The organism is Streptomyces sp. NBC_00212, assembly GCF_045206365.1.
In the GTDB taxonomy this organism is placed as follows: Bacteria; Actinomycetota; Actinomycetes; order Streptomycetales; family Streptomycetaceae; genus Streptomyces.
Genome location: NZ_CP108115.1, coordinates 5,598,530 through 5,622,331 on the forward strand (window position 1 = coordinate 5,598,530; position 23,802 = coordinate 5,622,331).

Consider the following 23,802-nt stretch of genomic DNA (forward strand, 5'->3'; position numbering starts at 1 on the left):
CTGGATTAAGTGTTGCTTCATCCCATCATCAAGGAATCCGCGCTGGTGCTGAATGGTCGGGGGCGGTGATCCTCGACGCATGCGTCCCGTACACATCGCCCTCGCCGTGCTTGTCACTGCCGTCTGGGGGGTCAACTTCGTCGTCATCGACGTGGGCCTCGGCCACTTCCCGCCGCTGCTGTTCTCCGCCCTGCGCTTCCTGGTCGCGGCGCTGCCCGCCGTGTTCTTCGTGGGGCGGCCCAAGGTGGCCTGGAAGTGGATCGTGGCGGTGGGGCTGGTGCTGGGGGTGGCGAAGTTCGGGCTGCTGTTCATCGGAATGAGCCAGGGAATGCCGGCCGGTCTGTCGTCCCTCGTCCTTCAGATCCAGGCGGTGTTCACGGCGGTCGTGGCGATGGCGGTATTGGGTGAACGGCCGGGCGGTGTACGGCTGTTGGGGATGGGCGTGGCGCTGGCGGGGATCGTCGTGGCAGGGGTGGACGAGGGGTCGGGCGGCCCGCTGCTCGCCTTCGCGCTGACGGTGGGGGCGGCGGCGTGCTGGGGCGTGTCGAACGTACTGACCCGCAAGGCGGCCCCGCCGGACGCGCTGAACTTCATGGTGTGGGTGTCGGCGGTCCCCGTACTCCCGCTGCTGGTCCTTTCGCTGCTCTTCGAGGGGCCGGGGCGGGATGCCGAGGCGCTTGCGGGGTTCGACTGGAGCGGGGCGGGGGCGCTGGTGTACGTGGCGTGGATCAGTACGGTGTTCGGCTTCGGGGCGTGGGGGATGCTGCTGCGCCGCTACCCGGCGTCGTCGGTGGCGCCGTTCAGCCTGCTGGTGCCGGTGTTCGGGATGTCGTCGGCGGCGGTGCTGCTGGGGGAGTCGGTGACGCCGCTGAGGTGGTGTGCGGCGGCGCTGCTCGTGGGCGGGGTGGGCCTTACTTCGCTGTCCCGGCCAGCAGTTGCGTCAGGTACTCCCGTCCGGCTTGGAGCAGCCCCGGGAGGGGGGCGGCCTCGGGATACCAGCGCTTCTCGTACTCCCAGCAGACCCAGCCGTCCGGCGGCAGCAGAGCGAGGCACTCGCTGAGGGGGAGTACGCCCTTGCCGAGGGGGAGGGGGGTGGTGTCCTCGGCGGACGCGATGTCCTTGACCTGGGTGTAGCCGAGGTGGGGTGCGAGGTGTCCGTAGGACTCGGCGGGGGTCTCGCCGCCGAGCCAGGTGTGCATGACGTCCCAGAGGGCGCCGAGGTTGTCTTTGCCGTCTTCGTCTCCGACGCGGTTCAGGACTCGGGCGGTTGCTTCGCCTGTGCGGTGGGAGTCATGGGTTTCGAGGAGGATGCGGATGCCGGCGGTGCTTGCGTGGTGGGCGGCTTCGGTCAGCCGTTGGACGGCTGTGTCGTCGGCGTTGCTGGCATCGGGGTTGTCCGCTCCGCCGGTCGCGCCGGGGAAGACGCGGATGTAGCTGGCTCCCAAGTCCCTTGCCAGGATGAGGAGTTGGGGGAGGTTGGTGTCGTCGTCCGGGTCTGCGACTCGGGCGTAGCCGGCGATGGAGAGGATCTCGATGCCGGATGCCGTGAACTCGGCGGTGATTTCCTTGCGTTGGGCGGGGTTGAGATCAGGGTGGATGTGGGATTCGGGGTGGGCGCGGAGTTCTACGCCGTCGTAGCCGGTGCGGGCGGCCAGGCGGGCGACCTCGGGGATCGGCATGCCGGGGAGGCCTAGGGTGGAGAGGGCGAACTTCATGGGGCGGGTCCTTTCGGCTCGGGGGGATTTTCCCCCACCCCGCCCCTTCCCGCTGTGACACTCTGCGGCTCCGCCGCGTGGCCTCCGGGGGCGGGGTGCAGGTCGGGCGGGGTGTGCTGGGGCTCCGCCCCAGACCCCGGGAGGCCCCACCCCACCCCTTCCCGAAACCCTCCGGGGGTTGTCGTTCGGCTGCGGCCCGGTGGTCGTTCCCTGGGGCTCCGCCCCAGACCCCGTTCGCGCCTGAAGGGCGCTCGTCCTCAAACTCCCCCAAGGCCTTAAGGGCCAGGGGGGACCCCCATGACGGGCTGAAATGCTCCGGTGCGGGCCAGCACCGACCCGCTAGGGGCGCGGGGAACTGCGCGACCAGCCACAACGGCCCGCAGCCGAAGGACAGGCACCTGCGCGCAGCGCATGGCATTCAGAGGCGTGAGGAACGGCGCGAGCAACCACGGACAACCGGCGGCCGAAAGCGGGGTTAGGGGCGCGGGGAACTGCGCAAACAACCACCCACGGCCCGCAGCCGAGGCGCGCGCAACGGGCCCCACCGCTCACGCGATGGGGCCCGGGATCAGTATCGTCTTGGGTCAGTCGCCCTGGCCCGCGCTGCCGATCGGGCCGACCTTCACCGGGGAGCCGGTGCCGTCCGTGACGGGCAGCGTGGCGGCGCCTGGCCAGGCGAGGGTGACCGTCTTCGTCTCGTTCGGCGGGGTCACCAGGAGCCCGGTGATGCGGATGCCGGAGCCGCCCGACTTGTTGAGCGGGTAGGTGATGCCGAAGGACACCGACTTCCCGCTCTTGAGGACGCCGGGGCTGGGCTTCTCGGCGGTGCGCTTCGCTGACAGCGACCCCGCGTTGGTCTTCAGGTCGACGCCCGCGAACCCGGATATCGCACAGTCGTGGCCGCCGATGTTCTTCAGCGTCACCGCGACCGTGCCTTCGGGGTCGCCGGTGATGGTGCTGTCCTGCGCCGTGATCTTCAGGTCGGCGGTGCGGCAGTTGCCACCGGACTTGCCGTTCCCACTGGAGCCCGACCCGGCGGTCGTGCCCTGCCCGCCGGAGCTCTTCCCACCGGAGTCCTTCCCGCCGCCCTGGCTGCCGCCCGTGGCCGACGAGCCGGACGTGGAAGCCTCCTTGCCGCCTGGCGTGGCCGTCGAAGGAGCCTGCGCGGAGCCCGAGTCCGCGTCCGAGTCCTGGCACGCCGTCATCAGCAGAGCGCCGCCGACGATGGCTGCGGAGACGAGAATGGCCTTGCGACGGTTGCCGGACATGAAAGAGCCCCTTGTTATCCAGTGGTTGAGGCCGAAGCGGGTTCGGCTCCTCGATACTTGCTCGATCACTATGAGGGGGCTGTGAGCCGCGGGGATACGGGCGTCGTCGTTCCACGACATCGCTGTCACCGACTGGTGACATGATCACGACGTGAGGGGGCGGGGCTGGTGGGGGGCTCTGGCACGCTTTCGGCTGCGGGCCGCTTGGGGCTGTTTGCGCAGTTCCCCGCGCCCCTGGCAGCGCCGGGTATGGGCATCTTCAGCCCGTCCGGCGTTTGAGGACGAGCGCCCTTCAGGCGCGAACGGGGTCTGGGGCGGAGCCCCAGGGAACGACCACCGGGCCGCAGCCAAACGACAACCCCCGGAGGGTCTCGGGAAGGGGCGGGGTGGGGGATCAACCGGGCCCGCCCGCACCCCGCGCCGCGCGGAAATCGCGGGGCGTCACCCCGTACGCCGCCTTGAAGAGCCGGCTGAAGTGGGCCAAGTTCATGAACCCCCAGCGCGCCGCGATCGCGCCGACCGTGCGATCCGCCCCGTACGGCCCGGCCAACTCCCGTCGGCACCCCTCCAGTCGCCGCCCCCTGATCCACCCCGTAACCGTCGCCCCCTCCTCGGCGAACAGCTTCTGCAGGTGGCGGAGGGAGACGTGGTGGGCCCGCGCGATCCGCTCCGGGCACAGATCGGGGTCCGCCAGGTTCTGGTCGATGTACGCGCGGACCCGCAGCAGCGTGGTGCGGCGGGCGGCCCGCAGGTCGTCGTCCGGTGCGCGGACCCGTGAGGCCAGCATCGTGGCCAGCAGGTCGCCGACAGTCTGGGAGAGGCCGGCCGCGCTGTCCACGTAGTCGCCGGAATTCCGGGCGAGGCGGGTCAGGAAGGGGGAGAGCAGCGCCCCGACGCCCTCGCTCGCGGAGAAGCGGGTCGCCGTCACCTCGCCGGTACGGCCGCTGTCCAGGTGGGCGAGGCGGTGCGCAAGCATGAACTCCAGCATCGTGAAGTCCTCCCCGCAGATGAGGGTGTAGGGCCGGGAGGTGTCGTAACAGGCGATGTCCCCGGGGCGCAGCGCCGCCTCCCGACCGTCCTGCTGAACCACCGCGCTGCCTCGCTGAACCAGGCCCACCAGCAGGTACTCCGCGTCCGAGCGCGCGATCAGCCGAGGCGTTCGGTCGACCCGGCTCGGGTCGGCCGAGATCTCGGAGAACTGGACCGCGCCGAGCCGGTCCGCCCTGATCTCACCGCGGAACGGATCGTCGCGCAGCGGCCTGACCTGCACCGGAACGAAGCTGTCGCACACCACGTCCTGCCAGAATGCGCGCCGCTCCGACACGGCATGGTCCTGCGTCCGCAGAAGTACGGTCACGACGCCTCACCCTTCCCTCGCCTGCCCAGGGGGAACGCGGGGCCCGGTCGGCGGATTCCCGTGCGCGTACCGGCAACCGGGCGTGCGCCCAGGGACAAACCGGCCCCGCTCCCACCGGGCACCTTGGAGCCGTTCCCGATTCGACGAACCGTTCCCGTTCCCGTTCCCCGATCTCGACAGGAGAAGGCGCATGCCTTACGCATCCGTCAATGGCCAGCAGTTGTACTTCGAGGACACCGGGGGCGACGGCCCGGTCGTCGTCTTCAGCCACGGCAACCTCATGAACCGCCGGATGTGGGAGCCCCAAGTCCGCGCGCTGGGCGGGGAGTTCAGGTGTGTGGTGTGGGACGCGCGGCTGCACGGCCGTACCAAGGACGACGGCGAGCTGTACACGTACTGGGATTCCGCCGACGATCTGCTGGGGCTGCTCGACCATCTCGGCGTCGAGCAGGCGGCTCTGGTCGGCCACTCCCAGGGCGGCTTCCTGTCGCTCCGCGCGGCCCTGCGCGCGCCGGAACGGGTCAGGTCCCTCGTCCTGATCGACACCGCGGCGGTGGCCTGGCCCGGGGAGGCGCTGGCCCAGATGGGCGGGGTCAGCGAGGGTTTCCGCGCGGGTGGGCCGGATGCGGTGGCTCCGGTTCTTCTCGACCTGCTGCTCGGCAACCCGGACGTCAATGAGGAGTGGCTGCGGGAGTGGCGGGCGCAGCCGCGGGAACGGCTGGCCGACGCGGTGGCCGTGCTGATGGGCGTGGACGACATCTCCGCCCGCCTCGGGGAGATCAGGCAGCCGGCCCTGATCGTGCACGGAGAGGCCGACGGCCCGGTGCCGCTGCCGCTGGGGCGGATGCTCCACGATCGCCTGCCCGGCGCGGTGGGCCTGGCGGCGATCCCGGCCGCGGGCCACACCCCGAGCCTGACGCACCCCGGCGAGGTGAACGCGTGCTTGTCCGCCTTCCTGCGACACGGAGTCGTATCGCCGCCCGTCGACGATCCGGCGCTGCTGCCCGCCGCCTTCCAGGACGCGCTGAATGCTCACGACGCCGAGCGGGTTCTGGCGCTGTATGCGGAGGGGGCGGTGATGCGTACGGTCGCGGGGGAGGTCATCCGGGGAAGTGCCGCGCTGCGGGCGGAGGTTGAGGGGATGATCGCGGCGGATCCGTGCATCGCCAACACTGTTCGCCACGTGGTGGTGGGTGAGGGTACGGCGCTGGTGGTCGTGGACTGGAGGCTGTCCCTGGCGGGGGCGGGCGGGGAGCGGGTCGCTGCGTCCGGCACTGCTGCGAATGTCGCCGCCCGGGCCCATGACGGAACCTGGCGGTTCACGATCCTGAACCCGGGGGGTGTGGGATGAGCCCTTCCTGAGCGTCGCCGCTCGGCCGCGGGCTGGTGGGGGCTGTTCGCGCAGTTCCCCGCGCCCCTAAACCCGCTTTAGGCCTCGGGCCGTGGGTGGTTGCTCGCGCCGTTCCTCGCGCCCCTGGCCGGACTGGTGCCGGCCAGTCCTGGCATCTTTAGCCCGTCCGGCGTTTGAGGACGAGCGCCCTTTAGGCGCGATACGGGGTCTGGGGCGGAGCCCCAGCGCACCCCGCCCCCCGGAACCCCCCGCCCCCCGGATGGGCTAGGTCATTTGCGGCACATCCCCCACCCGCGTCCCCATGTCAATGACCGCAAACGCCGCCCCCTGCTGATCCGTAAGCGCCGCCATCCGCCCGAACGGGCTGTCCACCGGCCCGAAGTGGAGCCGGCCGCCCAGCTTCTGGGCCGCGGCGACCGCCGCGTCGCAGTCCGGGACCCCGAAGAAGACCTGGATGTGCGCCGGGATCTCCGGCGGGAACTCGGAGCCCATGGCCATCCGCCCCAGCGCCGGATGCCCAGCGTCGAGGCTGAAGACCTTGTAGTCCATGGCCGCGCCGGCGTCGCCCATCTCCATCTTCTGGACCTGGAACGGGAAGACCTTCGGCAGGAACCCGTCCACCTTCGCCGCGTCCCGCGTGAAGACCTCCGCCCAGGCGAACGACCCAGGCTCGCCGGCCTTCTCGAAGCCCTTGTGCTCGCCCGGCTGCCAGACGCCGAAGACCGCGCCGCTCGGCTCCTTCGCGATCAGCATCGTGCCGAACGTGCCGACCTGCATCGGCTCCATCACCAGCTCGCCGCCGGCCGCCTTGATCTTCTCGCCGGTGGCCGCCGCGTCGGGCGAGGCGAAGTACAGACACCACTGCGACGGGGCGTCGGCGCCCGGCATCGGCGGGACGACGGCCGCGACCGCCTTGCCGTCGGAGTACGCCTGCGTATAGTTGCCGAACTCGCTGGCCGCCTCGCCGAAGGTCCAGCCCAGCACCTCCGAATAGAAGGTCTTGGCACCTTCTACGTCAGCGAACATCGCGTCCACCCAACAAGGGGCGCCTTCGGGGTACTCGGTCATGTCGATCGACTCCTCTGTCCTGTCCTGTGCTGTACGACGGCCGGGCCCTTTGCGACGGCACTCTACGTGCGTGCCCGATGACACTCGGGCAGCGACTTCGCGACACGTACCGCGCGGGCTAAGCCAGCACCTCGCCGAAGCGCCGGGCCGTTTCTGCCAGCACGGCCACCCCGTCCCCCGCCCACAGCTCCTCGTTGAACAGCTCCACCTCGATCGGGCCCGAATAGCCCGCCGCATCCACCAGCGAGCGCCACCACGCGAAGTCGATCGAGCCGTCCCCCAGCTGGCCACGCCCATTCAGGACGCCCGCCGGCAACGGCGTGATCCAGTCCGCCAGTTGGAAGGCGTGGATCCGGCCGGCGGCGCCCGCCCGGGCCACCGCCGCGGGCGCGGTGTCGTCCCACCACACGTGGTACGTGTCGACCACCACCCCCACCTGCGACGCGGGGAAGCGCTCGGCCAGCGCCAGCGCCTGGTCCAGTGTCGACACCACGCACCGGTCCGAGGCGAACATCGGATGCAGCGGCTCGATCGCCAGCCGCACGCCCCGCGACGCGGCGTACGGGGCCAGGCAGGACAGCGCGTCGGCCACCCGCTCCCGCGCGCCCGCCAGGTCCTTCGACCCGGCCGGAAGGCCGCCCGAGACCAGCACCAACGTATCCGTGCCCAGGGCCGCCGCCTCGTCGATCGCCGCCCGGTTGTCGTCGAGGGCGGCGGACCGCCCGGCCGGGTCGACCGCCGTGAGGAAGCCGCCGCGACACAGCGAGGTGACCTCAAGTCCCGCTCCCCGCACCAATTTTGCCGCCGCGTCGAGCCCGTGGGCGGCGACGGGCTCGCGCCACAGGCCGACCCCGCGCACCCCGAGCCGTACGCACGCGTCCATCAGCTCCGGCAGGGAGAGCTGCTTCACCGTCATCTGGTTGATGCTGAAACGCGAGGGGATCGAGGAGGAGATCAAAGAGGAGAGCAAAGGAGTCGTCACTGGGGTACTCCGTACACGTTCAGAAGGGACTTCATGCGGGTCTCGGCCAGTCCCGGGTCCGGGAACAGCCCCAGCCCGTCCGCCAGTTCGTACGCCCGGGCCAGATGCGGCAGCGACCGCGCCGACTGCAGCCCGCCGACCATCGTGAAGTGCGACTGGTGCCCGGACAGCCACGCCAGGAACACCACCCCCGTCTTGTAGAAGCGGGTCGGGGCCCGGAAGAGGTGGCGGGACAGTTCGACGGTGGGGTCGAGGAGGGCGCGGAAGCCGTCGGTGTCGCCCTTGTCCAGGACGCGTACCGCTTCCGCCGCCAGCGGGCCGAGAGGGTCGAAGATGCCCAACAGGGCGTGGCTGAAGCCCAGTTGATCGCCCGCGATCAGCTCGGGATAGTTGAAGTCGTCGCCCGTGTAGCACCGTACGCCGGCCGGAAGGCGGCGCCTCAGCTCCACCTCGCGGCGGGCGTCGAGGAGGGAGACCTTGATGCCGTCGACCTTGTCGGGGTGGGCGGCGATGACCTCCAGGAAGGTTTCCGTGGCCGTGTCCAGGTCGGCCGAGCCCCAGTAGCCGTCGAGGGCGGGGTCGAACATGGGGCCCAGCCAGTGCAGGATCACCGGCTCGGCGGCCTGGCGGAGCAGGTCCGCATACGTCGAGAGATAGTCCTCGGGGCCTCGGGCCGCCGCCGCGAGCGCCCTCGACGCCATCAGGATCGGCTGCGCCCCGGCCTCCTCGACGACCGCGAGCTGCTCCTCGTACGCCGCCCGCACCTCGGCGAGGCTGCCGTCCGCGAGCTGGTCCGTGCCCACGCCACACGCGATGTGGCCGCCAACTGCCTTGGATTCGGCGGCACTTCGACGGATCAGCTCCGCCGCAGCCGGCCAGTCCAGGCCCATGCCCCGCTGGGCCGTGTCCATCGCCTCCGCGACGCCGAGGCCGTGCGCCCACAGGTGGCGGCGGAACGCGAGCGTGGCGTCCCAGTCGATCGCGGCGGGGGAGCCGGGCGAGGTGTCCGCGTACGGGTCGGCGACGACGTGCGCGGCCGAGAAGACCGTACGCGAGGTGGGCGGCGGGCCCGGGGGAAGCGAGAGCGGGGTCGCGCGGGGCTCGTACGCCCGCGTCGTGCCGTCGGGGCGCGGCAGCAGAAGGCTCACAGCGCGATCTCCGGCACGTCGAGGCGGCGGCCCTCGGCGGCGGAACGCAGCCCCAGCTCGGCGAGCTGGACGCCGCGCGCGCCGGCGAGCAGGTCCCAGTGGTACGGCTCGTCGAGCGCGACGTGCCGCAGGAACAGCTCCCACTGCGCCTTGAAGCCGTTGTCGAACGCGTCGTTGTCGGGGACCTCCTGCCACTGCTCGCGGAACGACTCGGTGGCGGGCAGGTCCGGGTTCCAGACCGGCTTCGGGGTTGAACTGCGGTGCTGGACACGGCAGTTGCGCAGGCCCGCGACCGCCGAGCCCTCGGTGCCGTCGACCTGGAACTCGACGAGTTCGTCGCGGTTCACGCGTACCGCCCAGGAGGAGTTGATCTGCGCGACCGCGCCGCCCTCCAGCTGGAAGATCCCGTACGCGGCGTCGTCGGCGGTCGCCCCGTACGGCTTGCCGTGCTCGTCCCAGCGCTGCGGGATGTGGGTGGCGGTGTGCGCGGTCACGGAGGTGACCCGGCCGAACAGCTCGTGCAGGACGTACTCCCAGTGCGGGAACATGTCCACGACGATGCCGCCGCCGTCCTCGCGGCGGTAGTTCCACGACGGGCGCTGGGCGGACTGCCAGTCGCCCTCGAAGACCCAGTAGCCGAACTCGCCCCGCACGGACAGGATCCGGCCGAAGAATCCGCCGTCGACGAGGCGCTTCAGCTTCAGCAGGCCCGGCAGGAAGAGCTTGTCCTGGACGACGCCGTGCTTGACGCCCGCGCCGCGTGCCCGCCGGGCGAGGTCGAGCGCGCCGGTCAGGCCGGTCGCCGTGGGCTTCTCGGTGTAGATGTGCTTCCTGGCCGTGATGGCCTTCCCGATCGCCTCCTCGCGGGCGGACGTCACCTGCGCGTCGAAGTAGATGTCGACGGTGGGGTCGGCGAGGACGGCGTCGAGGTCGGTCGACCACTCGGTGAGGCCGTGCCGGTCGGCCATCGCCTTCAGGGCGTGCTCGCGACGGCCGACCAGGACCGGCTCGGGCCACAGCGTGGTGCCGTCGCCGAGGCCGAGGCCACCCTGCTCGCGCAGCGCGAGGAGGGAGCGTACGAGGTGCTGGCGGTAACCCATGCGTCCGGTGACGCCGTTCATGGCGATCCGCACGGTCCTGCGTTCCGTCATGTGATCCCTCCGGGGGCGAGTGGGGTGAGGTGGGCACGGTGAAGCGGAATCCGGTAGAACGTTGATAGCAAGCGCTTTCTACAGGGCGGGACGCTAGCCTGCGCACAGCGCCTCGGACAAGAGGCCGAAAGCTTGAGAGCCGGTGCTTGAGAGCCGGTGTCCGGACCCCGCCCGGACACCGGCTCTGCACGGCGCGATCACGGCCCGACCGTTTCGGAGGCAGAGATGACAGCGACCCTGGCGGATGTGGCGGCTCGGGCCCGGGTGTCCCCGGCGACGGTCTCGCGGGTCCTGAACGGCAACTATCCGGTGGCGGCGGCCACCCGCGAGCGGGTGCTGCGCGCCGTCGACGAGCTGGACTACGTCCTGAACGGGCCCGCCAGTTCGCTCGCCGCGGCCACATCGGACCTGGTCGGCGTCCTGGTCAACGACATCGCCGACCCGTTCTTCGGCATCATGGCGGGCGCGGCCCAGGCCGCGATCGGTGAGGAGCGGGGTGCCCGCGAGAAGCTCTCCGTCATCTGCAACACCGGGGGCTCACCGGAACGCGAACTCACCTATCTGACGCTGCTTCAGCGCCAGCGCGCGGCCGCCGTCATCGTGACGGGCGGCGCCCTTGAGGACCCGAAGCACGCGGCGGCGGTCGGCGCGAAGCTCGCGCGGCTCGCGGACGCGGGCACCCGCATCGTGCTGTGCGGCCGGCCGCCGCTGCCCGGCGACAGCGTCACCGCGACCCTCGCCTTCGACAACCGGGGCGGCGGCAGGCGCCTGGCGGACCACCTCATCGGCCTCGGCCACCGCAGAATCGGCTACATCGCCGGGCCCGCCGAGCGCACCACGACCCGGCACCGCCTGGAGGGCCACGAGGCCGCCCTGACGGCGGCCGGACTCCGCCTCGGCCACCTCGTCGTCCACGGCTCGTACGACCGCCGCTCGGGCTACGACGCGACGCTTGAACTCCTGCGCAGGGAGCCGGAGTTGACGGCGGTGGTGGCGGCGAACGACACGGTCGCGCTGGGTGCGTGCGCGGCCCTGCGGGACCGGGGGCTCTCCGTCCCGGACGACGTCTCGGTAGCGGGCTTCGTGGACCTCCCCTTCAGCGCGGACGCGGTCCCGGCGCTGACGACGGTGCGGCTGCCGCTGTACGAGGCGGGCGCGAGGGCGGGCCGCCTGGCCCTGGGCATGGAACCGGCTCCGCCGGGGGGGATCGCGACGGTGCACGGGGAACTGATGGTCCGGGGCTCTACGGCGGCGCCGCGGGGCGTCTGAGGGGGGGCTGGGGGGGGGAGGGCTTTTGCGCAGTTCCCCGCGCCCCTGAATGCCGTGCGCTGCGCGCATGTGCTGTCCTTCGGCTGCGGACCGTGCGTGGTTGCTCGCGCAGTTCCCCGCGCCCCTATCGGGGTTGACGCTGGCCAGCACCGGCATCTTCAGCCCGTCCGGCGTTTGAGGACGAGCGCCCTTAAGGCGCGAACGGGGTCTGGGGCGGAGCCCCAGGAGTCCAGCCAGCCCATCCACACCCCCGGAGGCCACGCGGCGGAGCCGCAGAGTGTCACAGCGGGAAGGGGCGGGGTGGGGAATCAGCGCGGCCCGGCCGCCAGCGCCGCGCACCCCCGCAGGGAGGCGAGCCGATCCGTGACCGCCTTCCCCGCCGCGCCGTCCTGCGGCATCGGCACCCCCCGGTTGTCCACCACCGCCGGGGCGAAACCCTGCTTGACGACCTTGCCATGGGCGACCGTCAGCGTCGCAACCCCGCTGTCATTGGAGTGCGGATAAGGCGACGTCCCGTACCAAAGCAGGTTCCCCAGCCCGTAGTTGACGTAGGTCGGACCCCGCATCCCCGACCCCAGCATCACATGCGCATGCGTACCCACCACCGCCGTCGCCCCCGCCGCCGACAGCTTCGCGGCGATGGACTTCTGCTCGGGCCCCGGGCAGCTCTGCCCCTCCGTACCCCAGTGCAGATACACCACGACGACGTCCGCCTCCGCCTTCGCCCGCTTGACCGCCGCGACCAGCTTCGCGGGGTCGAGCGCGGAGGCTATGCCCGGCTTCTTCGGCCCGGCGCGGAACTTGTCGTTGGTCAGGTCCATGACCTGGCTCGCCGCGACGACGGCGAGCTTCACCCCGCGGATGTCCTTGACGTACGGCCGGTACGCCTCGGCCTCGTTCGCGCCGATGCCGAGTACCGGGATGGGGGCGTGGTGGACGGCGGCGAGGGTGTCGGCGAGGCCCGCGGGCCCGTAGTCGACGGCGTGGTTGTTGGCCATCGACACCGCGTCCACGCCCGAGTCCTTGAGCGCGGTCAGGGCGCTGGGCGGGGTGCGGAAGTGGTACAGCTTCGGCTCCTCGGAGCCGCGCGTGGTGATCGCCGTCTCCAGGTTGACCATCGCGAAGTCGGCACTCGCGACGGTCCTGGATATCGGGCCGAGGGCGGGGTCGGCGGGCGTGCTGTTAAGGCGGGGCGCGGTGCGCTCGGTGAAGTGGACGTCGCCCCCGAACGCGAGGGTGATCGTGCCGGGCGGAAGGTCCGGCGCGGGCTCGGCCGTGACGGCGGCCGCGGGGTCCGCGGGCGCGGGCTTCTCGGCGTCGGGAGCGGTCGAGGGCGCCCCGGAGCACCCCGCGGAGGCCAGCAGGACGCCGAGCGCCAGCGCGGAGGCCTTGGCGGTGGCGGGGCGGCGCGGGAGGGCGCGGGCGGGGGTGGTGCCGGGGGCGGGCATGCGGGCCAGAGTATTCGCGCGGACGTGCGAGCCGGGTCCGGGGGTGCCCTTTCCGACCTGCCCGCGCACCCGTTCCGCCCCCTCAAGAGGCTGAACAACCAATTGACGGAACCGACCGGACGGAACCGACCGGACCGGACCGGACCGGCGGACGGAACCGGCGGACGGAACCGACCGGACGGGCCCGATCGGGCGTACGCAGGAGCATGCGCGGCGGGGATGGGGGAAGTGATGCCGGGACACGATCGGAGGCACTAATGGCAGGTTTTCTCGACCGGGCCAAGGAGCAGGCCCAGAGCGCCCTGAACCAGGGCAAGCAGAAGGTGGACGACGTTCAGCAGCAGCGCGCCGGAAACGATCTGCTGAAGAAACTCGGCGCGGCGTACTACGCCGAGCGGCGCGGCAGCGGCACGCCGGACGTCACGCAACAGGCCCTCTCCGCCTTGGAGGCCCACATCGCCGCTCACGGGGACGGGTTCCTGCGCGGCTGAGCCTCACTCCCGTACGGGCCCGATCACGGTGTCCGTGCGGGAGTGCGCCGGTCCGCAGGAGCGGAACGGCGCACTGGGCGTGGCTACTTCTTCGCCCCGCCCAGGATCTGGGTCAGGAGCTCGCCCAGGCCGCCCCCGCCCGCACCGGGAGCCGCACCCGGAGCCGTCGCCGACTTCGATGCCGCCCGCTTCGTCAGGACCGCCAGCGCCACGGGCAGCAGCACCTCCAGGGCCCGCGCCACCGTCGCCGGAGGCAGCCCCGTCTTCTTGGCCACCGCGTTCGCGACCGGCCGGGCCACCTTCGCCAGCACCCCGGCCGCCAACCCGCCGCTCAGCATCCCGCCGAGCCCGCCGCCCAGCGTGGCCACGCCCTGCAAGGGGGCTTCCTCCGGTGAGGCTTCCGGCGGGGCCTCGGCCACCGCTTGGCGGACCTCCTCCGTGGTCTCCGGCGGCAGGCCGCCCGCCAGCGTCGACATCGTCGTACCGACCACGTCCTGCGCGCCCGCCGCATCCGTACCGAGCAGCCCGGCGATCTGCTGGAGCCCGTCGTCGCCCAGTTCGTTCAGGACGTCCTGCTCGAAGGACGGCTGAGACGGCGCGGCGGACTGCGGTGAAGGATTGTCGCTCATGCGCCAAACGCTACGTTCACCCCGCTTCGTCAGCACCTCGGCGGCCCGGAAAAATTACTGCCCGCAGTCGTGCAACCTTTCCAGGGTGACGGATGTCTAAGTGGCGTCAGTGCTTCAGGGGAGGGATCCGGGGGGATTTCGGGAAGTGCTGACGGGGAGGGAAAACAAGGGGCCCGGTCGACGGACCGGGCCCCCTTGAATGCGCCTGAATTCGCCCCCACACGAAGCGCCCGGTCCCGGACTCCCCTTGCACACAGCCGTGTTGTCCGCATTGTCAGTGCGGGGCGGTAGCGTCGGGGCATGTCGAGTCTCACGGGTGCGGCGGTTGTGGAGGGGGTCCTTGAGCGGATCACGTACGCCAATGAGGAGAGCGGATACACCGTCGCGCGCGTCGACACCGGCCGGGGCGGCAACGACCTCCTGACGGTGGTCGGCTCGCTGCTCGGCGCGCAGCCGGGGGAGTCGCTGCGGATGGAGGGCCGCTGGGGGTCCCACCCCCAGTACGGCAAGCAGTTCACCGTCGAGAACTACACGACCGTCCTGCCCGCCACCATCCAGGGCATCCGCCGCTACCTCGGCTCCGGCCTGATCAAGGGCATCGGCCCGGTCTTCGCCGACCGCATCACCCAGCACTTCGGCGCCGACACCCTCGACATCATCGAGCAGGAGCCCAAGCGACTGATCGAGGTCCCCGGCCTCGGCCCCAAGCGGACGAAGAAGATCGCGGCCGCCTGGGAGGAGCAGAAGGCCATCAAGGAGGTCATGGTCTTCCTCCAGGGGGTCGGCGTCTCCACCTCCATCGCCGTCCGCATTTACAAGAAGTACGGGGACGCCTCGATCTCCGTCGTCAAGAACCAGCCCTACCGGCTCGCCGCCGACGTCTGGGGCATCGGGTTCCTCACCGCCGACCGGATCGCCCAGGCCGTCGGCATCCCGCACGACAGCCCGGAGCGCGTGAAGGCGGGCTTGCAGTACGCGCTGTCCCAGTCCACCGACCAGGGGCACTGCTTCCTCCCGGAGGAGCGCCTGATCGCCGACTCCGTGAAGCTGCTCCAGGTCGACACCGGCCTTGTCATCGAGTGCCTGGCCGAGCTCATCGCCGAAGAGGGCGCCGTGAAGGAGAAGGTGCCGGGGCCGGACGGGGGCGAGCCCGTCGCCGCCGTGTACCTCGTGCCGTTCCACCGCGCCGAGCTCTCGCTGGCCGCCCAGGTGGGGCGCCTGCTGCGGACCGGCGAGGACCGGATGCCGGGGTTCGCCGGGGTCGACTGGGGCAAGGCGCTCGGCTGGCTCGCCGGGCGCACCGGGGCCGAGCTCGCGCCGGAGCAGCAGGAGGCCGTCAAACTGGCCCTGACCAGCAAGGTCGCGGTCCTCACCGGCGGGCCGGGCTGCGGCAAGTCCTTCACGGTCCGCTCGGTCGTGGAGCTCGCCCGCGCCAAGAAGGCCAAGGTGGTGCTCGCCGCGCCGACCGGGCGGGCCGCCAAGCGGCTGGCCGAGCTGACCGGCGCCGAAGCCTCCACCGTGCACCGCCTGCTCGAACTGAAGCCGGGCGGCGACGCGGCGTACGACAAGGACCGGCCCCTTGACGCGGACCTGGTCGTCGTCGACGAGGCCTCCATGCTCGACCTGCTGCTCGCCAACAAGCTCGTGAAGGCGGTGGCACCTGGGGCCCACCTCTTGATGGTGGGCGACGTCGACCAGCTGCCGTCGGTCGGCGCCGGGGAGGTGCTGCGCGATCTGCTCGCCGAGGGCGGTCCCGTCCCCAGCGTGCGGCTGACCCGGATCTTCCGGCAGGCCCAGGAGTCCGGCGTCGTCACCAACGCCCACCGCATCAACTCCGGTACGCAGCCCATCACTTCGGGCCTGGACGACTTCTTCCTCTTCGTCGAGGACGAGACCGAGGACGCGGGCCGCCTCACCGTCGACGTCGCGGCCCGGCGCATCCCGGCGAAGTTCGGGCTCGACCCGCGCCGCGACATCCAGGTGCTCGCCCCGATGCACCGCGGCCCGGCCGGCGCCGGCACCCTCAACGGCCTGCTCCAGCAGGCGATCACGCCCGCCCGGCCCGACCTGCCGGAGAAAAGGTTCGGTGGAAGGGTGTTCCGCGTCGGCGACAAGGTCACCCAGATTCGCAACAATTACGAGAAGGGCAAGAACGGCGTCTTCAACGGCACCGTCGGCGTGGTCACCTCGCTCAACCTCGACGAGCAGCACCTGACGGTCCTGACGGACGAGGACGAGGAGGTGCCGTACGACTTCGACGAGCTGGACGAGCTGGCCCACGCCTACGCCGTGACGATCCACCGCTCCCAGGGCAGCGAGTACCCGGCCGTCGTCATCCCGGTCACCACCGGCGCCTGGATGATGCTCCAGCGCAATCTGCTCTACACGGCGGTGACGCGCGCCAAGAAGCTCGTCGTCCTGGTGGGGTCCCGCAAGGCGATCGGCCAGGCGGTGCGTACCGTTTCCGCAGGCAGACGCTTTACCGCACTCGCTCACCGGCTGTCAGGGGGCACTTTGGTGTGAAAGATCACCCAGGACTTTCCTAACTGGGGCGAAGGGGGCAGGATGAGCAGGTTGAGCGGCACTGAGTGCCGTGAATAAGCCCAATGGGCGACCCCGAGTGCACTCTGCTGAGCCAAATGGGGGATGGTAGAGACAGTCAGGGCACCTCGAAGAAGAGGCACTACGTCGGTGAGGGATGACGTGAGCGAGAACGCGAACAACGCTGTAGTACTGCGGTTCGGCGATGGCGAGTACACCTACCCGGTGATCGACAGCACCGTCGGCGACAAGGGCTTCGACATCGGGAAGCTCCGAGCCCAGACCGGACTGGTCACCCTCGACAGCGGATACGGCAACACGGCCGCCTATAAATCCGCCATTACCTACCTGGACGGTGAGCAGGGCATCCTGCGCTACCGCGGGTACCCCATCGAGCAGCTGGCGGAGCGCTCGACCTTCGTCGAGGTCGCATACCTGCTGATCAACGGCGAGCTTCCGACCGTCGACCAGCTCTCCAGCTTCAAGAGCGAGATCACCCAGCACACGCTGCTGCACGAGGACGTCAAGCGGTTCTTCGACGGCTTCCCGCGTGACGCCCACCCGATGGCGATGCTGTCCTCGGTGGTCTCCGCGCTGTCCACCTTCTACCAGGACAGCCACAACCCGTTCGACGAGAAGCAGCGCAACCTCTCCACGATCCGGCTGCTGGCCAAGCTGCCGACGATCGCGGCGTACGCGTACAAGAAGTCGATCGGCCACCCCTTCGTCTACCCGCGCAACGACCTCGGCTACGTCGAGAACTTCCTGCGGATGACGTTCTCGGTGCCGGCCCAGGAGTACGAGCTGGACCCGGTCGTCGTCTCGGCGCTCGACAAGCTGCTCATCCTGCACGCGGACCACGAGCAGAACTGCTCGACCTCCACCGTGCGTCTGGTCGGCTCCTCGCAGGCCAACATGTTCGCGTCGATCTCGGCCGGTATCTCGGCGCTGTGGGGCCCGCTGCACGGCGGCGCCAACCAGTCCGTCCTGGAGATGCTGGAAGGCATCCAGGCCAACGGCGGCGACGTGGACTCCTTCATCCGCAAGGTGAAGAACAAGGAGGACGGCGTCCGCCTGATGGGCTTCGGCCACCGGGTGTACAAGTCCTTCGACCCGCGCGCCAAGATCATCAAGGCTGCCGCGCACGACGTCCTGTCGGCGCTCGGCAAGTCCGACGAGCTGCTCGACATCGCGCTGAAGCTGGAAGAGCACGCGCTGAGCGACGAGTACTTCGTCTCGCGCAACCTGTACCCGAACGTGGACTTCTACACGGGTCTGATCTACCGCGCCATGGGCTTCCCGACCGAGATGTTCACGGTCCTGTTCGCGCTCGGCCGCCTCCCGGGCTGGATCGCCCAGTGGCACGAGATGATCAAGGAGCCCGGCTCCCGCATCGGCCGCCCGCGCCAGATCTACACGGGCGAAGTGCTGCGCGACTTCGTGCCGGTCGAGGCTCGCTGACCTCACGGTCGCGGTTGACCCCTCGGGCAACCCCTCAGTCGCAGCCGAACCCCCGGTAACGCACGGGGAGTTCGGCGCCAGAAGTCGGAAAGCGCCCCGCTGCCGATCCCCCCACGGGTCGGCAGTCGGGGCGCTTCCCTGTTTCCCGGTGCGGATTCCCCCCACGGGATCCGAGCCGGGGGTCTAGGCGGTCTGCCGGGGTACGTACCTGTCGGGTGGGCCGCTCAAAGCTCCCGACGTACGTGCCCCGGCCAACGCGTTGCCTGGAACGTCCCCCAAGACATTCCATGGACGTCCCCCAAGACATCCGTGGCATCGCCCACTTAGACTCCCGACCCCTCCCGATGGTTACCTCGAAACCTCTGTGATCTAGATCTCTTTGTGGAGGTCAGGTGAAGGAACGCAACCGTAGGCTGTTGGTTACCACGAACACCGATGAGAACGCCATAGCCGCACCCGCGATCATCGGATTCAGTAGGCCCGCGGCGGCCAGGGGGACCGCGGCCACGTTGTAGCCGAATGCCCAGAAAAGGTTGCCTTTGATCGTGGCCAGGGTCCGGCGGGACAATCGGATCGCATCGGCGGCAACCCGCAGGTCACCGCGTACGAGGGTGAGATCGCCGGCCTCGATGGCGGCATCCGTGCCGGTGCCCATCGCGAGACCCAGATCGGCGACGGCCAGAGCGGCCGCGTCGTTGACGCCGTCCCCCACCATGGCGACCGTGCGGCCCTGTTCCTGAAGGCGCTTGACGACGGCCGCCTTGTCCTCGGGGAGGACCTCCGCGTACACATCGGCCGCCTCGATCCCCACTTCCGCGGCCACGGTTGTGGCGACGCTGTGGTTGTCGCCGGTGAGCAGGACCGGGGTGAGCCCCAGCGCCCGCAGCCGGGCGACGGCCTCGGCGCTGGTCTCCTTCACGGTGTCGGACACGGCGAGCACGCCCCGGGCGACCCCGTCCCACGCGACGGTGACGGCGGTACGCCCCTGGGCCTCGGAGGCGCTCCTGGCTGCGGCGAGCTCGGGCGGCAGCTCCGGGGCGCCGTCTCGGCCCACGTACACGCGGTGCCCCTCGACGACTCCCTCCACGCCCCGGCCCGGCAGCGAGCGGAAGTCCTCGGCCGGCGGCAGCGCCCCGGCCCGGTCCTCGGCGCCGGACGCGATCGCGCGGGCGATGGGGTGCTCGGAGGCGTGCTCCAGGGCACCGGCCAGGCGCAGGAGTTGCTTCTCGTCGATGCCCTCGGCGGGGTGGACCTCGTACAGGCTCATGCGTCCGGTGGTCACCGTGCCGGTCTTGTCGAGGACGACGGTGTCCACGCGGCGGGTCGACTCCAGGACCTCCGGGCCCTTGATCAGGATGCCGAGCTGGGCGCCGCGTCCGGTGCCGACCATGAGGGCGGTCGGGGTGGCGAGACCCAGTGCGCACGGGCAGGCGATGATCAGTACGGCGACGGCCGCGGTGAAGGCGGCGGTGGCGTCGCCGGTGACCAGGAGCCAGGCCCCCAGGGTGGCGAGCGCGATCACGAGCACCACCGGCACGAAGACGCCCGCGATGCGGTCGGCCAGGCGCTGCACCTGGGCCTTGCCGTTCTGGGCGTCCTCCACCAGGCGGGCCATGCGGGCGAGCCGGGTGTCGGCGCCGATGCGGGTCGCCTCGACGACGAGCCGGCCCCCGGCGTTCACGGTCGCCCCGGTGACAGGGTCGCCCACGCTCACGTCCACCGGCACGGACTCGCCGGTCAGCATCGACGCGTCGACCGCCGAGGCGCCCTCGACGACCGTGCCGTCCGTGGCGACCTTCTCGCCGGGCCGTACGACGAAGTGGTCCCCAGTACGCAACTGGCTTACGGGGATGCGCACTTCGGACCCGCCGCGCAGCACGGCGACGTCTTTCGCACCCAGCTCCATCAGGGCGCGCAGGGCGGCCCCGGACTTCCGCTTCGCGCGGGCCTCCAGATAGCGGCCCAGGAGAATGAACGTGACGACGCCCGCGGCGACTTCGAGGTAGATCGTCCCGGAGCCGTCCCCACGGTTGGTGGTGAGGCTGAAGCCGTGCCGCATACCGGGCATGCCCGCGGTGCCGAAGAACAGGGCCCAGAGCGACCAGCCGAACGCGGCGAGCGTGCCGGTCGAGACCAGCGTGTCCATCGTGGCCGCGCCGTGTTTGAGGTTGGTCCACGCGGCCCGGTGGAAGGGGAGGCCGCCCCAGATGACGGCGGGGGCGGCGAGGGTGAGGCTGAGCCATTGCCAGTTGTCGAACTGGATCGCTGGGATCATCGCCAGCGCGATGACGGGCGAGGAGAGGATGGCCGACACGATCAGCCGCCCTCTCAGCGCGGCCAGCCGCATCGTGCCGCGGTCGTCTTTCGGCTGCGGCCCGGCTGCCTCTGGGGGCTCCGCCCCCAGACCCCCGTTCGGGTCGTCTCCTGCCTGCGGCCCGGTGGTCGTTCCTGGGGCTCCGCCCCAGACCCCGTTCGCGCCTGAAGGGCGCTCGTCCTCAAACGCCGGACGGGCTGAGTTGCTGCTGGTCGGGGCTTCGTTCTGTGAGGCGGAACCCTGGCCGATCGGGGTCGGGTCCGCCTCAGACTCACGCTGTGGGCAATCGTTCCGCAGGGCGATTGGGGTCTCCCCTGGTCGAGCGAAGTCGAGACCTTGGGGAAGGGTGGGCACAGCGGACCACTGGGCCGCAGCCGGATCTGTGCCGGGGTCCGGGGCGGAGCCCCGGGGCTCCACGGGCTCCGCCGTGTACCCCGTTTTCACCACCGTCGCCACGAGGTCCGCCACCGTCACCCCGAGGTCGAAGGCAACCCGGGCCTTCTCGGTGGCGTAATTGACCGTGGCACGAACCCCCGCCATCCGGTTCAGCTTCTTCTCGACGCGGGCCGCGCACGACGCGCAGGTCATCCCGCCGATGGCGAGTTCGACCACGTGATCCGGGGTGGTGGTTTGCACGATGGGGCTCCAGAAAGGGGGCCGGGCCGCACGGTGCCGGCGGGAAGCCGGCCGGGTGCGGCCCGACGGGAAGAGGCGGAGGGGGCGGAGGGCGCCCTCCGGGTCAGGCGCGGCCGAGCAGTTCGTAGCCCGCCTCGTCTACGGCCGCGCGAACCGCCTCCTCGTCGAGCGGGGCCGCCGAGATCACGATGACCTCGCCGGTGGCGGCGACGGCCTTCACCGAGCTGACGCCCTCGATCTCGGAGATCTCGCCGGACACCGCACCCTCGCAGTGACCGCAGGTCATGCCGGAGACCTTGTAGACGGCGGTGACGGCGCCCACCTGGACGTCGGCCGCCCCGCCGCCCTGGCAGCCTCCGGCGGGCGAGCAGCAGGAACCGGTCGCTACGGGGGTCTCGATCTCGGCGGTCATGGCGTTCTCCTCTTCGCGGGCGTACGGATCCATGGTGCATCAGGGGGCCAAGCGAAAGCCGGGGCACCCTCACGCACCTCAGAATATACCCCTAGGGGGTATTAGGCGAGCCTACTCGGACGCGGTTCGGGTGATTCTGGGTGATAACGACTGAACTGCCCGCCACGGTGCGCCCGGGTCACTTCGTGCGGCGGCCTCTGTTGCCGGGCCGCTGGGCGACCCACGCCCGGATCGTGTCCGCGAACCAGTACGGCTTGCCGTTCTCCACGAGGTCCGGCGCCGGCAGGAGTCCGTGTTTGCGGTAGGAGCGCACCGTGTCCGGCTGCACCCGGATGTGTGCGGCGATTTCTTTGTAGGACCAGAGCCTGCGGTCGGTCATGTGGGGCACCTCCCTGCGTGCGCCGCAGCGGCGGCCGGAAGGCCGTCGGGGGAGCTGCGACGTGAACGCTTGGCGATCACTCAGCCTGTGCCCGTTGAACGACGGAGAGTGAGGCCGGATTAGCCCCTGTCGACCGTCTGTGACGCAAGACCCGCGTAATCGAGACATGTGTGACGGGAGCCGGATGCTTGTAACGCATGCGATGAACAAGGGCTGTTGGGACGAATGGGTGAACAGCCTCAAGAGGTGGCCGCTACTTGTACAGGGGCGGGCGGTCCGGCAGCTCCACCCGTACCCGCTCTCCCGACTGCTGCGCCCGCACCCCCGCCTCGCAGACCAGCGCCGCCGCGTAGCCGTCCCAGGTGCTCGCGCCCTCGGTGCGGCCCTGCCTCGTCGCGTCCACCCAGGCCTGCACCTCGCGGTCGTACGCCTCGGCGAACCGGACCGTGAAGTCCTGCGGAATGTCGTGGCCCGCCCGGCCCGCCGCCCGCGTGACAAGCCCGCCGCTCTCGCCGATCGAGGCGGTGCCGCGCTCGCAGACCGCCTCGCACCGCACCTCGTACCCGAAGCCGCAGTTGACGAAGATCTCGACGTCCACGACCACGCCGCCGGACGTCTCGAACAGGACCAGTTGCGGATCGCCGAGGCCCTGAGGCGCGTACGAGGTGGGGCGGGGGCGCAGGACCTGTACGGCGGTGATCTCCTGGCCGAGCAGCCAGCGGGTGGCGTCCGCCTCGTGCACCACCGAGTCGCGGATCAGCATCTCGGTGGTGAAGAAGGGGGGCGACGCCGCGTTGCGGTGGCGGCAGTGCAGCATCAGAGGGCGGCCCAACTCACCCTGTTCCAGGGTGAGTTGGAGGTCCTGGTACTCGCGGTCGTGGCGGCGCATGAAGCCCACCGTGACCAGGCGGTGGCCGAGGCGCTGTTCCGCCTCCATGACGCGCAGGGTGCCGGCCGGGTCGGGGGTCAGGGGCTTCTCGCACAGGACCGGCAGGCCGCGCGCGAACGCTTCGAGCAGGGCCGCCTCGTGGGCCGGGCCCGAGGAGGCGATGAGGACGGCGTCCACGCCGGGCGCGGCCATCGCGGCGGCCGGGTCGCCGTGGACGCCGCACCCCTCGATGCCCGCGGCCACCGCGCTCGCGCGCTCCAGGTCCAGGTCGGCGACGGCGGCCACGCGGGCGCCGCCGATGACGGAGTCGATCCGGCGCACATGGTCGGCGCCCATCCGGCCGGTGCCGATGACGGCGATGCCCAGGGGCATGTCAGGCCCCGCACGAGCGGAGGAAGGTGCGGGTGCGCTCGGCGATCGGCAGGGGCTTGTCCGGATCGCAGGGGTACATGTCCTGCTCGACGATCGCGAACAGGTCGACGTCCAGATTCTGGGCGGCGGCCAGGACCGGTTCGAGCGCGGGCACGCCGTGCGGGGGCTCGCACATCACGCCCCGCGCGACAGCGGGCCCGAACGGCGTCCCCTCGGCGCGGACTTGGGCGAGGACCGCCGGATCGACCTGCTTGAGATGGAGGTAGCCGATCCGCTCCCCGTACGTCTCGATCAGCTTGACGCTGTCGCCGCCGCAGTACGCGTAGTGCCCGGTGTCCAGGCACAGCGAGACCAGGTCGGCGTCGGTGGCGTGCAGGAAGCGGGCCACGTTCTCCTCGCTGTCGATGTGGGTGTCGGCGTGCGGGTGCACGACGACGCGCAGGCCGTAGCGGTCCCGCACCTCGCGGGCGAGCCGCTCGGTCTGACCGGCGAGATCGCGCCACTGCGTGGCGGTCAGCGTGCTGTCCTCCAGGATCTCGCCGGTCTTGTCATCGCGCCAGAAGGAGGGGATGACCACGAGGTGCCCGGCGCCGGTGGCCTGCGCGAGCGCGGCCACGTCCGCGACGTGCGCCCAGGTCTTCTCCCACACCGCCGGGCCGTGGTGCAGCCCCGTGAAGACGGTCCCGGCCGAGACCCGCAGATCGCGTACGGCGGTCTCCTCGGCGAGGCGCGCCGGGTCGGTGGGGAGATAGCCGTACGGTCCGAGTTCGATCCACCGGTAGCCCGCGCCCGCGACCTCGTCGAGGAAGCGCTGCCAGGGGACTTGGCGAGGGTCGTCGGGAAACCAGACGCCCCAGGAGTCGGGGGCCGAACCGATCCGGATGCGGGTCTTCGCCGTCGTCATGGGGGCCAGCCTTCCGG

At 71.0% G+C, this 23,802-nt stretch carries 19 protein-coding genes and 1 pseudogene; 6 read left to right on the forward strand and 14 right to left on the reverse strand.

The annotated features are described in order from the left end of the window. Positions 1-79 precede the first annotated feature (79 nt). Positions 80-1,060, forward strand: coding sequence for an EamA family transporter (locus tag OHA17_RS25680; RefSeq protein WP_406508549.1), 981 nt, complete (start codon positions 80-82; stop codon positions 1,058-1,060). Here the strand turns inward: OHA17_RS25680 and OHA17_RS25685 are convergent. The 3 genes and pseudogenes from OHA17_RS25685 to OHA17_RS25695 all read right to left on the reverse strand — a co-directional run. Continuing rightward, a pseudogene (locus OHA17_RS25685) lies at positions 999-1,715 on the reverse strand (sugar phosphate isomerase/epimerase family protein); the annotation flags it as partial. The gene OHA17_RS25680 and the pseudogene OHA17_RS25685 overlap by 62 nt on opposite strands. A gap of 584 nt (positions 1,716-2,299) precedes the next feature. After that, positions 2,300-2,983 (reverse strand): DUF4232 domain-containing protein, encoded by a 684-nt coding sequence (locus tag OHA17_RS25690; RefSeq protein ID WP_398872069.1) that lies wholly within the window; start codon positions 2,981-2,983, stop codon positions 2,300-2,302. A gap of 394 nt (positions 2,984-3,377) precedes the next feature. Then, positions 3,378-4,340, reverse strand: coding sequence for a helix-turn-helix domain-containing protein (locus tag OHA17_RS25695; RefSeq protein WP_406508550.1), 963 nt, complete (start codon positions 4,338-4,340; stop codon positions 3,378-3,380). Between the two features lie 190 nt (positions 4,341-4,530). Between OHA17_RS25695 and OHA17_RS25700 the strand changes: the two genes are divergently transcribed. Then, complete coding sequence (locus OHA17_RS25700; protein WP_406508551.1) at positions 4,531-5,691, forward strand: alpha/beta fold hydrolase; 1,161 nt, start codon at positions 4,531-4,533, stop codon at positions 5,689-5,691. 264 nt (positions 5,692-5,955) lie between these two features. Here the strand turns inward: OHA17_RS25700 and OHA17_RS25705 are convergent, their stop codons facing one another. The 4 genes from OHA17_RS25705 to OHA17_RS25720 all read right to left on the reverse strand — a co-directional run bounded on the left by OHA17_RS25705 (position 5,956) and on the right by OHA17_RS25720 (position 10,040). Continuing rightward, the gene (locus tag OHA17_RS25705) at positions 5,956-6,759 is read right to left on the reverse strand and encodes a VOC family protein (protein ID WP_406508552.1); all 804 of its coding nucleotides are present in this window, start codon (positions 6,757-6,759) and stop codon (positions 5,956-5,958) included. Positions 6,760-6,877: 118 nt separating this feature from the next. Beyond that, positions 6,878-7,675: a sugar phosphate isomerase/epimerase family protein gene (locus OHA17_RS25710; protein ID WP_406510812.1), complete on the reverse strand. Its 798-nt coding sequence runs from the start codon at positions 7,673-7,675 to the stop codon at positions 6,878-6,880. A gap of 62 nt (positions 7,676-7,737) precedes the next feature. After that, on the reverse strand, positions 7,738-8,889 hold the full coding sequence (locus OHA17_RS25715; RefSeq protein ID WP_406508553.1) for a dihydrodipicolinate synthase family protein: 1,152 nt from the start codon (positions 8,887-8,889) through the stop codon (positions 7,738-7,740). After that, positions 8,886-10,040, reverse strand: coding sequence for a Gfo/Idh/MocA family protein (locus OHA17_RS25720; RefSeq protein ID WP_406508554.1), 1,155 nt, complete (start codon positions 10,038-10,040; stop codon positions 8,886-8,888). Before OHA17_RS25720 ends, OHA17_RS25715 begins: the two co-directional genes overlap by 4 nt. A gap of 225 nt (positions 10,041-10,265) precedes the next feature. Here OHA17_RS25720 and OHA17_RS25725 point away from each other — a divergent pair, with 225 nt between their 5' ends. Further along, positions 10,266-11,309 carry a LacI family DNA-binding transcriptional regulator gene (locus OHA17_RS25725; protein ID WP_406508555.1) on the forward strand — a complete coding sequence of 348 codons (1,044 nt, stop codon included), beginning with the start codon at positions 10,266-10,268 and terminating at the stop codon, positions 11,307-11,309. 308 nt (positions 11,310-11,617) lie between these two features. Here OHA17_RS25725 and OHA17_RS25730 read toward each other — a convergent pair whose 3' ends face one another. After that, positions 11,618-12,757 carry a CapA family protein gene (locus tag OHA17_RS25730; protein ID WP_406508556.1) on the reverse strand — a complete coding sequence of 380 codons (1,140 nt, stop codon included), beginning with the start codon at positions 12,755-12,757 and terminating at the stop codon, positions 11,618-11,620. 257 nt (positions 12,758-13,014) lie between these two features. On the opposite strand from OHA17_RS25730, the gene OHA17_RS25735 reads away from it, so the two are divergent. After that, positions 13,015-13,248 carry a hypothetical protein gene (locus OHA17_RS25735; protein WP_406508557.1) on the forward strand — a complete coding sequence of 78 codons (234 nt, stop codon included), beginning with the start codon at positions 13,015-13,017 and terminating at the stop codon, positions 13,246-13,248. 83 nt (positions 13,249-13,331) lie between these two features. Here the strand turns inward: OHA17_RS25735 and OHA17_RS25740 are convergent, their stop codons facing one another. Continuing rightward, complete coding sequence (locus tag OHA17_RS25740) at positions 13,332-13,877, reverse strand: DUF937 domain-containing protein (protein WP_406508558.1); 546 nt, start codon at positions 13,875-13,877, stop codon at positions 13,332-13,334. A 300-nt stretch (positions 13,878-14,177) separates the two neighbouring features. Here OHA17_RS25740 and OHA17_RS25745 point away from each other — a divergent pair, with 300 nt between their 5' ends. Next, entirely contained in the window at positions 14,178-16,400 is a 2,223-nt protein-coding gene (locus OHA17_RS25745) for an ATP-dependent RecD-like DNA helicase (RefSeq protein WP_406508559.1), read from the forward strand. 180 nt (positions 16,401-16,580) lie between these two features. Beyond that, positions 16,581-17,879: a citrate synthase gene (locus tag OHA17_RS25750; protein WP_406508560.1), complete on the forward strand. Its 1,299-nt coding sequence runs from the start codon at positions 16,581-16,583 to the stop codon at positions 17,877-17,879. A 388-nt stretch (positions 17,880-18,267) separates the two neighbouring features. On the opposite strand, the gene OHA17_RS25755 is transcribed toward OHA17_RS25750, so the two are convergent. The 5 genes from OHA17_RS25755 to OHA17_RS25775 all read right to left on the reverse strand — a co-directional run bounded on the left by OHA17_RS25755 (position 18,268) and on the right by OHA17_RS25775 (position 23,785). After that, positions 18,268-20,805 (reverse strand): heavy metal translocating P-type ATPase, encoded by a 2,538-nt coding sequence (locus tag OHA17_RS25755; RefSeq protein WP_406510813.1) that lies wholly within the window; start codon positions 20,803-20,805, stop codon positions 18,268-18,270. A 127-nt stretch (positions 20,806-20,932) separates the two neighbouring features. Further along, positions 20,933-21,241, reverse strand: a complete 309-nt coding sequence (locus OHA17_RS25760) for a heavy-metal-associated domain-containing protein (protein ID WP_406508561.1) — start codon at positions 21,239-21,241, stop codon at positions 20,933-20,935. Between the two features lie 178 nt (positions 21,242-21,419). Beyond that, the gene (locus OHA17_RS25765; RefSeq protein WP_053727336.1) at positions 21,420-21,620 is read right to left on the reverse strand and encodes an AlpA family transcriptional regulator; all 201 of its coding nucleotides are present in this window, start codon (positions 21,618-21,620) and stop codon (positions 21,420-21,422) included. Between the two features lie 253 nt (positions 21,621-21,873). Then, a complete protein-coding gene (locus OHA17_RS25770) occupies positions 21,874-22,881 on the reverse strand; it encodes a Gfo/Idh/MocA family protein (protein ID WP_406508562.1) in 1,008 nt (335 codons plus the stop codon). 1 nt (position 22,882) lies between these two features. Further along, complete coding sequence (locus OHA17_RS25775; RefSeq protein WP_406508563.1) at positions 22,883-23,785, reverse strand: sugar phosphate isomerase/epimerase family protein; 903 nt, start codon at positions 23,783-23,785, stop codon at positions 22,883-22,885. Positions 23,786-23,802 lie beyond the last annotated feature (17 nt).

What these genes read in the sequence shown, in the direction of transcription:
- OHA17_RS25680 (WP_406508549.1), top strand. Translation starts at nt 80, where the DNA reads ATGCGTCCCGTACACATCGCCCTCGCCGTGCTTGTCACTGCCGTCTGG.
- OHA17_RS25690 (WP_398872069.1), bottom strand. Translation starts at nt 2,983, where the DNA reads ATGTCCGGCAACCGTCGCAAGGCCATTCTCGTCTCCGCAGCCATCGTC.
- OHA17_RS25700 (WP_406508551.1), top strand. Translation starts at nt 4,531, where the DNA reads ATGCCTTACGCATCCGTCAATGGCCAGCAGTTGTACTTCGAGGACACC.
- OHA17_RS25705 (WP_406508552.1), bottom strand. Translation starts at nt 6,759, where the DNA reads ATGACCGAGTACCCCGAAGGCGCCCCTTGTTGGGTGGACGCGATGTTC.
- OHA17_RS25710 (WP_406510812.1), bottom strand. Translation starts at nt 7,675, where the DNA reads ATGACGGTGAAGCAGCTCTCCCTGCCGGAGCTGATGGACGCGTGCGTA.
- OHA17_RS25720 (WP_406508554.1), bottom strand. Translation starts at nt 10,040, where the DNA reads ATGACGGAACGCAGGACCGTGCGGATCGCCATGAACGGCGTCACCGGA.
- OHA17_RS25725 (WP_406508555.1), top strand. Translation starts at nt 10,266, where the DNA reads ATGACAGCGACCCTGGCGGATGTGGCGGCTCGGGCCCGGGTGTCCCCG.
- OHA17_RS25730 (WP_406508556.1), bottom strand. Translation starts at nt 12,757, where the DNA reads ATGCCCGCCCCCGGCACCACCCCCGCCCGCGCCCTCCCGCGCCGCCCC.
- OHA17_RS25735 (WP_406508557.1), top strand. Translation starts at nt 13,015, where the DNA reads ATGGCAGGTTTTCTCGACCGGGCCAAGGAGCAGGCCCAGAGCGCCCTG.
- OHA17_RS25740 (WP_406508558.1), bottom strand. Translation starts at nt 13,877, where the DNA reads ATGAGCGACAATCCTTCACCGCAGTCCGCCGCGCCGTCTCAGCCGTCC.
- OHA17_RS25745 (WP_406508559.1), top strand. Translation starts at nt 14,178, where the DNA reads ATGTCGAGTCTCACGGGTGCGGCGGTTGTGGAGGGGGTCCTTGAGCGG.
- OHA17_RS25760 (WP_406508561.1), bottom strand. Translation starts at nt 21,241, where the DNA reads ATGACCGCCGAGATCGAGACCCCCGTAGCGACCGGTTCCTGCTGCTCG.
- OHA17_RS25765 (WP_053727336.1), bottom strand. Translation starts at nt 21,620, where the DNA reads ATGACCGACCGCAGGCTCTGGTCCTACAAAGAAATCGCCGCACACATC.
- OHA17_RS25770 (WP_406508562.1), bottom strand. Translation starts at nt 22,881, where the DNA reads ATGCCCCTGGGCATCGCCGTCATCGGCACCGGCCGGATGGGCGCCGAC.
- OHA17_RS25775 (WP_406508563.1), bottom strand. Translation starts at nt 23,785, where the DNA reads ATGACGACGGCGAAGACCCGCATCCGGATCGGTTCGGCCCCCGACTCC.